This is a genomic window from Serratia sp. TSA_198.1, from assembly GCF_052686505.1.
This window is the reverse complement of sequence record NZ_JBQZFP010000002.1, coordinates 516,485-529,196: the sequence shown is the minus strand read 5'-3', so window position 1 is coordinate 529,196 and position 12,712 is coordinate 516,485. Positions and strand designations below refer to the sequence as shown.

Sequence of the window (12,712 nt, the reverse complement as noted above, 5' to 3'; positions counted from 1 at the left end):
GATTCTGGCGGAGGAGTCATGACGGAACACGTTGCCAGCTATTATGCCGCCACCGCCAATGCGTTCGCGCCCTACCCGGCGCTGAACGAAAATATCCGCTGCGACGTCTGCATCGTTGGCGGCGGTTTTACCGGCCTGTCGTCGGCGTTGCACTTGGTCGAGGCCGGTTTTGACGTGGTGGTGCTGGAAGCTGCTCGTATCGGTTGGGGCGCCAGCGGCCGCAACGGCGGTCAGGTAGTCAACTCCTACAGCCGCGATATCGATGTGATCGAGGCGCGTTACGGCGCAGATACCGCAGCCATGCTTGGCGGCATGATGTTCGAAGGCGCGGAGATTATCCGCAACCGCATCGATCAATATGCCATCGCCTGCGACTATCGCCCCGGCGGTATCTTCGCCGCGCTGAACCCTAAACAACTGCGTACGCTGGAACACCAACAGGCCAACTGGCGGCGCTATGGCAATGCCCGACTGGAACTGCTGGATCAACAGGCAATCAGGCGCGAGATAGCCAGCGAACGCTATGTGGGGGGGCTGTTGGACCGCAACGGCGGCCACTTGCACCCGCTCAATCTGGCATTGGGCGAAGCTGACGCGATACGCCGCCACGGTGGGCGGCTGTACGAACAGTCGGCGGCCACACGCATCGAGTACGGTGAACCGGCCAGGGTACACACCGCACAGGGGTCGGTCACCGCCGGTTTTGTGATTATTGCCGGTAATGCCTATCTGGGCGACAAGCTGGAGCCGCGCCTCAGCCGGCTGAGCATGCCGTGCGGCTCGCAAATTCTTACCACCGAACCGCTGTCAAAGGACATGGCTCTGTCGTTGCTGCCCAATAATTTTTGCGTCGAAGACGGCAATTACCTGCTGGATTACTTTCGTCTGACCACCGATAACCGGCTGTTGTACGGCGGTGGCGTGGTTTACGGCGCGCGCGATCCGGCCGATATCGATCCCTTGATCCTGCCCAAGCTATTAAAAACCTTTCCGCAATTGAAACAGGTACGTATCGATTACCGCTGGAGCGGCAATTTCCTGCTGACGCTGTCGCGCATGCCGCAGTTCGGCCGGCTGGAGAATAACGTCTATTACATGCAGGGCGACAGCGGTCACGGCGTCACCTGCACCCATCTGGCGGGCAAGCTGATTGCCGAAGTGCTGCGCGGCGATGCCGAACGTTTCGACGCCTTCGCCCGGTTGCCGCACCTGCCCTTTTTCGGCGGACGTCAGCTCCGCGTTCCCTTCACCGCCCTCGGTGCGGCGTACTATGCGCTGCGGGACCGGTTGGGATTCTAGCGCGCCTCTCCAGGAATTTTTTCGTCTCAGTTATGCCATTTAGTTTGTTGCCAAAATCGCAATCTGTGTTACAAAAGAAGACCTTTAGCCATCTAAACACCTAAACGTCTTTTAATCACACTATGCCAACCGCAACGCCCTCACGCCTCGAGATGCGCAATATCTCGATCGCCTTTGCCGGATTCAATGCGCTGCAAAACGTCGACTTCACCCTGCAGGGCGGCTCCACGCATGCGCTGGTTGGTGCCAACGGCGCGGGAAAATCAACGCTGATGGCGATCCTTTCCGGCGCGCATGATCATTACCGCGGCGAGATCTTTATCGACGGCCAAAAAGTCGATATACACTCACCGCTGCAGGCCCGCCGACACGGCATCCATGTGGTGCAGCAGGAGGTGGACGTGGCGCTGATCCCCACGCTGTCGGTGGCGGAAAACATCATGCTCGACTGGCTGAACGAACCGGGCCATCTGCTCAACTGGGCGCAGATGTACCGCCAGGCTGCGCAACTGCTTCAGCAACTGGATTTATCCCTCAACCTGCGCCAGCGCCTGGCAGAGTGCACGCTGGCGGAAAAACAGCAGGTGTTGTTGGCGCGCGCGCTGTCGCATCGCTGCCGCTTCCTGGTCCTCGATGAACCCACCGCCCCGCTCGATCGCGCCGAAAGCGAGCGCCTGTTCCGCGTGGTGCGTCGTTTGCAATCCGAAGGCATCGGCATTGTGTTTATCTCCCACCGCATTCACGAGCTGAGTGAAATTTGCGATCGGTTGACGGTGCTGCGCGATGGCCGCCACGTCAGCGAAGATGCCATGCAGGGGCTGGTCGGCGAGCAGATTGTCGAGAAAATGCTTGGCCACCGGCTGGACGATATCTTCCCGCCACCACGGCCGCCGCACGGCTCGCGCACGCTGCTGCAGGTAGAAGGTCTGCACGATCGCCACAAGCTGCGCGACGTCTCCCTGCGGCTGCATCAGGGGGAGATTTTGGGTATCGCCGGATTGGCCGGCGCGGGCAAAACCGAACTGTGCAAGGCGCTGTTCGGCGCCTCGCCGGCCCGTGTGGAGCGCGGCGAGCTGCGCGGCACGCCCTGGGCACCGCGCGCGCCGCATCTTTCCGTTGAACAGGGGTTGGCGCTGGTGCCGGAAGAGCGCCGCAAAGAAGGCATATTTATTGATGAAGCCATCCCGATGAACCTGAGCGTCAGCGCCGATGACAGCTTCTCGCGCTGGAGCCTGTTCAGCCGCCGACAGGAACTGCGCTGGGCGCGCGATATCATGCAACGCCTGAACATTCGCGCCTCCGGCCCGCAGCAGAAGCTGAAAAGGCTTTCCGGCGGCAACCAGCAAAAGGTAGCCATCGGTAAATGGCTGCGCGGCGATGCCGACGTGCTGATTTTCGATGAGCCGACCAAGGGCGTGGATATCAAGGCCAAACAGGAGCTGTTTACCCTGATCGACGGCCTGGCGCGCGACGGCAAAGGCATTATCTACGCCTCCGGCGAGTTCTCGGAACTGCTCGGCCTGTGCGATCGCATTTGCGTCCTGTGGGACGGCCGTGTGGTGGCGGAGCTGAACGCCGCCGATATTGATGAAGAAACCCTATTACTGTATTCCACCGGAGGAACCCCTGCGTGAGTAAAGAATTATCCCTGCCCAATGCACAGCCCTGGCGTCATCAGTTGTTTGAGTTTCTCTACAAATGGGGGATGTTGCTCACCGTTGTCGCGCTGATCGCTTTGTTCGGGCTGGCGTCGGACAACTTCCTCGATCCCAACAATATCATCAACATTCTGCGCTCCATCGCCATCGTGACGGTGATCGCCATCGGGGTGTCTATCTCGCTGTCGGTGGGCGGTTTCGATCTTTCCGTCGGCTCCACCGCCTCGCTGGCTAACGCGCTGGTGGTCTCGCTGTTCGTTTGGTACGGCTTCGGCACCACCGGCGCGATTGTGCTGACGCTGCTGATTTGTACGCTGGTTGGTCTGTTCAACGCCTTCCTGATTGTGGTGTTGAAGATCCCTGACATGCTGGCGACGCTGGCCAGCCTGTTTGTGATCCAGGGCGTTGCCATGACCTACAGCTACGGCGGGTCGATCACCCAAAATATGCTGTTGCCGAATGGCGATATGGCCGAGGGGCTCATCCCGGACATTTTCTCCGCGCTGGGCCAGGTGCCGGTGATTGTGCTGATTATGCTGGCGGTCACGATTGTGGTGCAATTGTTCCTGTCGCTGACCAAACACGGCCGCCGCATGTACGCCATCGGCGGCAACCCGGAGGCGGCGCGCCTTTCGGGGATCCGCACGGTACGTTACAAGGTCGCCGCGTATGTGATTTCCTCGCTGCTGGCCTCGCTTGGCGGCATATTGCTGGCGTCACGTATCGGCTCTTCACAGGTTAACGCCGGAGGCGGTTATCTGATGGATGCCGTCGCCGCCGCTTACATCGGTTTCTCTCTGGCCGGCTCCGGCAAACCCAACGCGCTCGGCACGCTGGTCGGCGCGGTGATCCTCGGCGTCTTACAAAATGGGCTGGTGATGCTTTCAGTCCCCTACTATGCGATGGATATTATCAAAGGGCTGGTACTGGCTCTGGCGCTGGCTATCACCTACATCCAGAAACGCTGACTTTCCCCCCGGCGCGCCCTGCCGCGCCGGTTTTCCCTTTAATTCATCTGGTTACCTCTCCCTACCTCTTTTCAAGTATACAAATGATACGAATTATCATTTGCGTTTACATTCAGTTTTAAATCCTTACAATGGCCTGACGAAATACTGCCGAAATGATGTCCCCTGCTACGACAGGGAACCATTTCTACCTATTCTTCAACCCGTTAAATCGACGCCTTGTCGATTTACAGCAGACCAGGAAAGGTTGCCTCATGGACAAACCACGCTATAACAAGCTCACCGCACTGATTATCGCCTCACTCGCCAGCACCGGCGCACTGGCGGCGCAAGAGGATACCCAGGACACCATGGTGGTGACCGCCTCCGGTTTCCAGCAAAAAATCCAGGATTCCGCCGCCTCTATTTCAGTGATCCCACGCCAGCAGATCGAAGACAAAGCCTACCGAGACATCACCGACGCACTGAAAGACGTGCCGGGCGTGGTGGTCACCGGCGGTGCCAGTAGCAGCGATATCAGCATCCGTGGCATGTCCTCCAAATACACCCTGATTCTGGTGGACGGCAAACGCGTGGACACCCGCGGCACCCGCCCGAACAGCGACAACTCTGGTATCGAACAAGGCTGGCTGCCGCCGCTGGAGGCGATTGAACGCATCGAAGTGGTGCGCGGGCCGATGTCTTCGCTGTACGGCTCCGATGCCATGGGCGGCGTAATCAACGTCATCACCCGCAAAACCTCCAGAACCGAGTGGAAAGGTTCGCTGCACGGCGACGCCACCTTCCAGGAACGCAGCGATTCCGGCGATATTTTCCAGACCAACGCCTATGCCTCCGGCCCGCTGATTGAAGGTCTGCTCGGCCTGCGGGTCAACGGCCTGCTGTCGCGCCGCGCCGAGGACCAAATCCTTAACGGCTTCAATGAACAGCGCATGCGCAGCGGCACCGCCGTGTTCAGCCTGACGCCAAACGAGCAGAATGATTTTGATTTCGAAATCGGCCGTTCCTTGCAAGACCGCAACAGCACGCCGGGCAAATCCATGGCGACCGAGAACTGCCGCAACGGCAAGTGCACGCAAAACAGCGCCAGCGATAGCCTCTACACCCGCACCAACTACGCCGTGACGCACAACGGTTATTACGATTTCGGCAATACCACCAGCTACATTCAGCGCGAAGAGACGAATAATCCGGGCCGTGACATGAAGATGTATAACACCATCTTCAATACCCAGACCCAGTTTGACCTCGGTGCTCATATGCTGAGCCTGGGGGGGCAGTACCGCTACGAAAAACTGAGCGACCAGGGCAATCAGTTGGATGCGGCCGACGGTTTGAACAAATTGACCCGTTGGAGCTGGGCGCTGTTTGCCGAAGACGAATGGGCGCTGACCAACGACTTCAGCCTGACCACCGGCATCCGTATGGACCAGGATCAGAACTACGGCAATCACTGGACACCACGCATGTACGGCGTCTGGCACCTGACCGAACAGTGGACGTTGAAAGGCGGCGTATCCGCCGGCTACCGCTCGCCGGATCTGCGCCAATCTTCTGCCAACTGGGGGCAAATTACCGGTGGCGGGCGCAAATCGATCATCATAGGCAATCCGGATCTGCAGCCGGAGAAGAGCCTGAGCGAAGAGATCGGCGTGATGTGGGATAACCAGAAAAACCTGAACGCCGGCGTGACCTTGTTCAACACCGATTTCAAAGACAAGATCACCGAGGTGCGCCGCTGCGACAGCGGGGATGGCGACGCGCAATGCATGATTGGCAACACGGCCTATTACTTTATCAGCGATCGCATCAACGTCGATAAAGCCAATATGCGCGGCGTGGAAGCCACTTTCGGCTGGCAGATAAGCAAAGACTGGAAGTGGAACACCAACTACACCTTTACTTCATCCGAACAGAAAAGCGGCGATAACCAGGGTAAACCGCTGAACCAGATGCCGAAGCACATGCTCAATACCGTACTGGACTGGCAGGCTACCCATGACGTCAGCCTGTGGTCACGCGTCAACTTCCGCAGCAAGACATCGGAATACCTGAGCCGCACCTCAATGGCCAAGAGTACGCCTTCGTATACCTTCGTAGACGCCGGCCTCAGCTACCAGGCGAATAAAGACCTGACGGTCACCGGCGGGATTTACAACATTCTCGACAAAACCGTCGATTACGACAACTACAACACCACGCTGGACGGCCGCCGTTACACCGTCGGCATGACGTACAACTTCTGATGCCAATAGGGGCGCGCGCTTGAACTGCGCGCCCTTTCCATCCGCTCAAGCCAGGCATCGCTTCCCCGCTTCCCGCCACAGTATTCACATCACATGGCAACCTATTGAATACCGGTGTTATCATGCTGAGGAATTCCAAGGATGCATTTTTCAGCTTAAGGGAGATAAACGCGAGATGGACTTTAAGGATATATTTCTGATCCTTGCGATAACCTTCACCAGCCTGATGCTAATACGCGAAGGCGTGAAGGGTTACCACAAGGGAGCTGTCGATATCATGGTGAAGGGGTCAGCGGTGCGGGTTTATGCATATAAATCACAGCAACCCATCAGCTTCTACTTTCACGTTATCACCTATATTTTGGCGGGCATCGCTGGCCTGGTATTCATCCTGTACCTGTATCTCAAACCCTGATCACCACAGGTCAACCCAATGCCATGGTGCGGGGGCTGAAACTTGCCGCGCGCCATGGCATTTTGGTCAGATCACCGGCTGGTTAACCAAACCGTCGATCAGCACCTGCGGCGTCCCGTGCGAACAACGCTCGATGCGCCCGCGCACGCCGTAGACTCTCGCCAGGCTTTGCGGCGTGATCACCTCTTCCGGCGTACCGTCGGCAATCAACTCGCCATCCTGCAGCATCAACACGTGGTCGCCATGCCGCAGAGCGATATTGATGTCATGCACCACCACCACCGTGATGATATTGCGTTTACGCGTCTCTTTACGCACCAAATCCATCACGTGGAATTGGTAGTTGAGATCAAGTGCGCTCAGCGGTTCGTCCAGCAGCAACAGCGAAGGCTGGCGGATCAGCGATTGCGCCAATCCCACCAACTGTTTCTGGCCGCCGGAAAGCTGATCGAGATAGCTCAGCGCCAAATGGTCGATACCGAGCTGCGCCAGCAGGGCCATGACCTCCGCCTCACTGCCGGCATTGCTGCGGCCGCCCGAAGCGCGTTGCGCTACGATGATCGACTCCAGCACGTGCAAATGCACTCCCGCAGGTAGCGACTGTGGCAGATACACCACTTTTTCCGCGCGACGGGCAAAGGGCAGTTGCATCAAATCGATGTCATCCAGCCACAACTGCCCCTGCGCCGGGTTCAGCCCGGCCAGAGAACGCAGCAGCGTCGATTTGCCGCTGCCGTTCGGCCCCAGCAACACGGTGATTTGCCCGCGCGGCAACATCGGCACGGCAAGATCGCGAATAACCTGGCGCTTTGGATAACCGGCGGAAAAATGCTCAATACGCAATCCCTGACTCATACATTCCCCCGATGACGCAGAATAATGCTCAGGAAGAACGGCACACCCACCAGTGACGTCACTATGCCGACCGGAATGATAATGCCCGGGATCAGGTTTTTCGAGGCGACTGAAGCCATCGACAGCACCAGCGCGCCAATCAGGGCGCTGGCCGGCAGATAGAAACGGTGATCCTCACCGAAAATCATGCGGGCGATGTGCGGTGCCACCAGGCCGATAAAACCGATAGGGCCGACAAAGGCCACCGCCAGCGCGGAAAGAATACTGATGCGCAGCAGGGTCGTGAGGCGCAGGCGACGCACGTCGATACCGAAGCTCACCGCCCGATCCTCGCCCAACCGCAACGCGGTCAGCTTCCAGGAGCTCATCATCGACAATGGCAACAGCACGGCGAACACGCCCAGCAGGATGCCCAACTTGTCCCATGAAGCGCGCGCCAGGCTGCCCATGGTCCAGAACACCAGCCCCTGCAGCGTGTCTTCGCTGGCGATAAACTGCATCATTGAAACCAGTGCGTTAAAGGTGAACACCAGTGCAATACCGAACAGCACGACACCGGAGGTGGCAACCCGTGTCCAGCGCGTGATGCCGTCGAGCATCAGTGCGGCAAACAGGGCAAAAACAAACGCGTTGGCGGAAATAAACCACTGGTCCGGAATGCCCGGCACGCCAATACCCAGCACGATAGCCAACGCCGCCCCGAAAGCCGCAGCGGAAGAAACGCCGAGGGTGAACGGGCTGGCAAGGGGGTTGTTCAGGATGGTCTGCATTTCCGCGCCGGCCAAACCCAGCGCAAACCCCACCACCACCGCCATCAGCGCGTAAGGCAGGCGGATATCCCACACGATCACTCGCGTTCCGGCATCTGCCGCCGCAGGGTCAATCAGCGTTTGCCACAGGGAGGACAGTGAGAGCCCGGATGGCCCCATGGTAAAATCCAGCAGCAGCGAACCAACAATCGCCAGTGCCAACACCCCCATCATCAATAAACGGTGGCGAAGAATATGTTGATAACGCCCCATGACGTTGACGTCGGGTTGCCCCTTGGCGTCAGACATAGGTTCGGTGGATACGCTCATTATTTAGGATACCTGTTACGACAATGACCATAGCGGCATGCAAACGGCCGCTTTACCCTGACAAGCAGCCGCTAACAATAAAGCAAACGATAATACTTATCAATCATATCAATAGCTATTACCTGCCATGTTGAGATGTAACACTTTATTTTTAAAGAGTATTCGCCAAGCAGCCGCAACAACCTCATTCTGCTGAGCAGGGTTAATAATTCCGAAAGTTTCATCGCCCCACGCAGCACTGTGACAAATTGCGACAAAACCACCTAGAATCCAAATCCTGACCGGTAAACGGCGCGTCAACCACGCCTGGCCGGATATTTAGGACCTACTGCTTAGGCCCTTATTGAAGAGGCAGCCATGAGAAGTCGACCATCCACGTTAACGCCTAAAAGACCCGCCCTGCTGCATTGGCTGGTACAAGGTCCACAACAGGCTGATGACGCCCAGTTCCAACACCAACTACGGCTTACGCTTGTCCCTTCTCCCCGAACCCCTTGGCTGAACGCCGCCGGTGTAGTCGTGCTGCTGCTGGCCTACGCCTGGCTGAGCAATATGGCGATCGGCGCCGCGCTGCTGGTGCTGCTGCTTGGGTTGACCGGCATACGCTGGTGGCTGGCTCGCGTCACGCCGCCCGTCTGGCCGAATGCCATGCTGGTGACGGTGCTGCTGTGGTCGGCGCTGGTCGGCGCCATTGCGCTGCTGGCCATGCTTTCCGGCCGCATGGTGCTAGTTCTGTTCGCCGGCCTGCTGATTACCGCGCTGGCCTTCTGGCTGATGCAGCGCCATGCCGCAGCGCCGCGCTTTGCCCTGCTGGAGGTCATGCTGCTGACGCTGCCTTACCTGCTGGCCGCACCGCTGTCACGCATGCAGAACCTGTTTTTGCTGGCTAATATCATCCCGCTGTGGCTACTGCTGGCTCATGGGGTGATCGCGCTCTACCATCGCCAGTTGGTGCAGTACGTCACGCTGACAGGCGAAAAACGAAAAGCGGCTCATCGCGATCATCTGACCGGTTTTCTCAACCGCGCGGGGGGTGAAGCCGTGATGCAAGAGATTTGCCGGCCATCGGCAACGGTACACCCGCTTTCGCATCTGTTTATTATTGAATTCACTCCGCTGGCGGCGCTGTATCAAAGCCACGGCGTGCTGATCGGCGATGACGTGTTGCGCACTATCGGCGAGCGCCTGAAAATGCTGGTTCGTCCAAGCGATTTTGTCAGCCGTTATACCGGCGGCCAGTTTCTGATCCTGGTGCACGATTTGCCTTACGGCTCCGAAGGGGAGTTTCTGGCGCGCATCATGCCGCCGCTGGAAGCGCCGTATGTCTTTGGTGTTTTCGGTGAGGTGACGTTGCAGTTGAACGCCGGGGCGTTGGCGTTAACTCAGGATTATCAAACGGTGGACAGCCTGATGGCGGCGGCGCAGCAAGCGCTGGCGATGAATACGAAGGAATAACGCGGCGAGAGACACCGCGTTTCATACTCGTTGTCTGCCCGGTTTCAGCACTGTTGGCTGCAACCGGGCATTCACAAGGTGCAGACTGGCGTTATTTCACGTCCATTTTCGGGAATTCCATCTCGCTGTACTTCACCACGCGGGTGCCGCGTGTCAGCTTGTAGCCGAACCAGATCACCAGGAACAGCGGCAGGCCGATATAAGTCGCGGTCACGCCGTACCAGTCGATCCGGTCTTGCAGGAACGCCTGGTAGTTCTGCCCCAGCGTAATGATCAGGCACAGGACAAAGGCAAAGATCGGGCCCAGCGGGAAGAAGCCGGAACGGTACGGCAGATCGTTCAGGTCACGCCCCTGAATCATATAGCCGCGGCGGAACCGGTAGTGGCTGATGGCTATCCCCAACCAGGCGATAAAGCCGGTCATGCCCGAGGTGTTCAGCAGCCACAGATAAACCGACTGGTTACCGAACATCGAGCTCAGAAAACACAGGCCCGCCACCACGGTGGTCGCGTACAGCGCATTGCGCGGCACCCCACCCTTCGACAGTTTGGCGAAAATGCGCGGCGCTTTGCCTTCCGATGCCAAGGTAAACAGCATGCGGGTAGAAGCGTACATGCCAGAGTTACCGGCGGACAACACCGCCGTCAGGATCACTGCGTTCATTACCGCCGCCGCCGACAGCAGGCCGGCATGCTGGAACACCAGCGTGAACGGGCTGACGCTGATGTCTTTTACGTCGTTACGCAGCAGGCTTGGATCGGTATAAGGAATGATCAGGCTGATAATCAGGATCGCGAAGATATAGAACAGCAGGATACGCCAGAACACCTGGCGCACCGCGCGCGGGATATTTTTGCCCGGGTTTTCCGATTCGCCGGCCGCGATACCGATAAGCTCGGTCCCCTGGAACGAGAAGCCGACGATCATCGCCACGCCTATCATCGCCGAGAAACCACCGGCAAAGGGCGCATCGCCGATAGTCCAGTTCTGCCAGCCGGCGTGCTCGCCGCCCTTCAGAATGCCGAAGATCATCAGCACGCCAATGCCGATAAAGATAATGACAGTGGTGACTTTGATCAGCGAGAACCAGTATTCCGCTTCACCGAAGCCTTTGACCGAAATGTAGTTCAACAGGAACATCAGGCCGAGGAACAGCGCGCTCCAGATCCAGCCCGGCGCATCCGGGAACCAGTAGGTCATCACCAACTGCGAAGCCACCAGGTCAACAGCGATGGTCACCGCCCAGTTGTACCAGTAGTTCCAGCCCAGCGCGAAACCAAAACCTTCTTCTACGTATTTGGCGCCGTAGGTGGAGAACGAACCGGACACCGGCATAAAGGCCGCCAGTTCGCCCAGGCTGGTCATCAGGAAGTAGACCATCAGACCGATCAACGCATAAGACAGCAGAGCCCCGCCCGGACCAGCCTGAGAGACAGTGGCGCCGGAGGCGACGAACAGGCCGGTGCCGATTGAGCCACCAATAGCGATCATGGTTAAGTGCCGCGCTTTCAGCTCGCGGCGCAATCCGGGTGCTTGCTGCCCCGATGTTTTTATATCCTGCTGAGCCATTCTTACCCTATCTGCTCGTCAAAAAATGAGGGCGGATTGTAACAAATACCCACCGGCGAACTAGTAACATTGCGCTGATATAAGATAGCTTCATAACTCAGCGCTAATTATTAGCGGCAGCCCATTTTTCCTTACTTACTGTCATTAATGTGACAGGGTGCAGGTTTTTATGCTTCATTTCCCCGCATGGGGGCGTTATTGGCGTAGTTCACCGCCTCAGGCCGGCAACGTGCAGTAACTGAGGAAGCGCTGCAGGGCGTTGGAGATGTGTTTTTGCCGATGATGGATCAGATACAGGGTGCGCATCAACGGCGGTAGCGGGATTTTCAGCTCCACCAGCACGCCGCTCGCCAGCTGTTCTTCAATCACCCGCCGCGACAGGCAACTGATGCCGATGCCATGGCGCACCGCGTGTTTGATCGCCTCCGAGTTGCCCAACTCCATCACCAGTTGGAAGTGCGGCAGATGCGCCAGCAACAGGTGATCCAGCACCTCTCGCGTGCCCGACCCGCGCTCACGCAGGATCCAGGGGGCATTGGCCAGCAGCTCCAGCGTCAGAGGCTGCCGGGCCAGCGGGCTTTCCGGCGCGGCAAACACCACCAGTTCATCCTCCAGCCACGGCTGAGTCACCAGCTCGGGCATATGGCAAGGCCCCTCGATCAACCCCAAATCGACGCGAAAATCCGCTACCGCCCCGATCACGTCCTGGCTGTTGCCGACGTTCAGCTCCAGCGGCGTAGCCGGGAAATCGTGGCGGTAACGGGCGATCATTTCCGGCAGCATATAGTTGCCGATGGTGCTGCTGGCGGCGATACGCAAAGCGCCACCGTCATGGCGGAACAGCTGTTCAATCTCCCCCGCCTGCTCCAGCAGCGCCAGCGCCTTCGGGTACAGCAACCTGCCATGCTCATTGATAACCAAACGCTTGCCGACGCGATCGAACAGTTGCACGCTCAACTGCCCTTCCAGGTCAGCCAGCGCGGCACTGACCGCCGATTGTGATAACGCCAGGACTACCGAGGCCTGCGTGGTCGAACCGCTTTTCAGCACTTCGGTAAAGACTTCCAGTTGACGTAAGGTGATATGCATAACCATCTCGGTATTGAAAAGTGGCCTGATCGTAAAACCACTGAAATTAATGCTAAATCTGCGCCGCTGTCCGGCAAC

The 12,712-nt window shown here is 58.2% G+C and carries 10 protein-coding genes; 6 read left to right on the top strand and 4 right to left on the bottom strand.

Annotated features, from left to right (window positions below):
* Positions 1–18: 18 nt before the first annotated feature.
* The 5 genes from ACUTSW_RS13810 to ACUTSW_RS13790 all read left to right on the top strand — a co-directional run bounded on the left by ACUTSW_RS13810 (position 19) and on the right by ACUTSW_RS13790 (position 6,586).
* The gene (locus tag ACUTSW_RS13810) at positions 19–1,299 is read left to right on the top strand and encodes an NAD(P)/FAD-dependent oxidoreductase (RefSeq protein WP_445584652.1); all 1,281 of its coding nucleotides are present in this window, start codon (positions 19–21) and stop codon (positions 1,297–1,299) included.
* 122 nt (positions 1,300–1,421) lie between these two features.
* Positions 1,422–2,933, top strand: coding sequence for a sugar ABC transporter ATP-binding protein (locus ACUTSW_RS13805; RefSeq protein WP_166728654.1), 1,512 nt, complete (start codon positions 1,422–1,424; stop codon positions 2,931–2,933).
* The gene (locus ACUTSW_RS13800) at positions 2,930–3,925 is read left to right on the top strand and encodes an ABC transporter permease (protein ID WP_004947008.1); all 996 of its coding nucleotides are present in this window, start codon (positions 2,930–2,932) and stop codon (positions 3,923–3,925) included. Before ACUTSW_RS13805 ends, ACUTSW_RS13800 begins: the two co-directional genes overlap by 4 nt.
* A gap of 254 nt (positions 3,926–4,179) precedes the next feature.
* Positions 4,180–6,171, top strand: a complete 1,992-nt coding sequence (locus ACUTSW_RS13795; RefSeq protein ID WP_445584651.1) for a ligand-gated channel protein — start codon at positions 4,180–4,182, stop codon at positions 6,169–6,171.
* A gap of 175 nt (positions 6,172–6,346) precedes the next feature.
* A complete protein-coding gene (locus tag ACUTSW_RS13790) occupies positions 6,347–6,586 on the top strand; it encodes a DUF2542 family protein (protein WP_445584650.1) in 240 nt (79 codons plus the stop codon).
* A 66-nt stretch (positions 6,587–6,652) separates the two neighbouring features.
* On the opposite strand, the gene ACUTSW_RS13785 is transcribed toward ACUTSW_RS13790, so the two are convergent.
* Positions 6,653–7,441, bottom strand: a complete 789-nt coding sequence (locus ACUTSW_RS13785; protein ID WP_020439463.1) for an ABC transporter ATP-binding protein — start codon at positions 7,439–7,441, stop codon at positions 6,653–6,655.
* Positions 7,438–8,520, bottom strand: a complete 1,083-nt coding sequence (locus ACUTSW_RS13780; RefSeq protein ID WP_445584649.1) for a FecCD family ABC transporter permease — start codon at positions 8,518–8,520, stop codon at positions 7,438–7,440. The genes ACUTSW_RS13785 and ACUTSW_RS13780 overlap by 4 nt, the downstream gene beginning before the upstream one ends.
* Before the next feature lie 357 nt (positions 8,521–8,877).
* Between ACUTSW_RS13780 and ACUTSW_RS13775 the strand changes: the two genes are divergently transcribed.
* A complete protein-coding gene (locus ACUTSW_RS13775) occupies positions 8,878–9,975 on the top strand; it encodes a GGDEF domain-containing protein (RefSeq protein WP_445584648.1) in 1,098 nt (365 codons plus the stop codon).
* A gap of 91 nt (positions 9,976–10,066) precedes the next feature.
* On the opposite strand, the gene ACUTSW_RS13770 is transcribed toward ACUTSW_RS13775, so the two are convergent.
* Together ACUTSW_RS13770 and yieE are read right to left on the bottom strand one after the other, a co-directional pair.
* A complete protein-coding gene (locus tag ACUTSW_RS13770; protein WP_013813770.1) occupies positions 10,067–11,545 on the bottom strand; it encodes an amino acid permease in 1,479 nt (492 codons plus the stop codon).
* 216 nt (positions 11,546–11,761) lie between these two features.
* Positions 11,762–12,634, bottom strand: a complete 873-nt coding sequence (yieE, locus tag ACUTSW_RS13765; protein ID WP_013813771.1) for a DNA-binding transcriptional regulator YeiE — start codon at positions 12,632–12,634, stop codon at positions 11,762–11,764.
* Positions 12,635–12,712: the final 78 nt, after the last annotated feature.

Bases quoted from the DNA above. Each gene is read 5' to 3' on its own strand.
- ACUTSW_RS13790 (WP_445584650.1), top strand. From the start codon at position 6,347: ATGGACTTTAAGGATATATTTCTGATCCTTGCGATAACCTTCACCAGC.
- ACUTSW_RS13810 (WP_445584652.1), top strand. From the start codon at position 19: ATGACGGAACACGTTGCCAGCTATTATGCCGCCACCGCCAATGCGTTC.
- ACUTSW_RS13795 (WP_445584651.1), top strand. From the start codon at position 4,180: ATGGACAAACCACGCTATAACAAGCTCACCGCACTGATTATCGCCTCA.
- ACUTSW_RS13805 (WP_166728654.1), top strand. From the start codon at position 1,422: ATGCCAACCGCAACGCCCTCACGCCTCGAGATGCGCAATATCTCGATC.
- yieE (WP_013813771.1), bottom strand. From the start codon at position 12,634: ATGCATATCACCTTACGTCAACTGGAAGTCTTTACCGAAGTGCTGAAA.
- ACUTSW_RS13780 (WP_445584649.1), bottom strand. From the start codon at position 8,520: ATGAGCGTATCCACCGAACCTATGTCTGACGCCAAGGGGCAACCCGAC.
- ACUTSW_RS13770 (WP_013813770.1), bottom strand. From the start codon at position 11,545: ATGGCTCAGCAGGATATAAAAACATCGGGGCAGCAAGCACCCGGATTG.
- ACUTSW_RS13775 (WP_445584648.1), top strand. From the start codon at position 8,878: ATGAGAAGTCGACCATCCACGTTAACGCCTAAAAGACCCGCCCTGCTG.
- ACUTSW_RS13785 (WP_020439463.1), bottom strand. From the start codon at position 7,441: ATGAGTCAGGGATTGCGTATTGAGCATTTTTCCGCCGGTTATCCAAAG.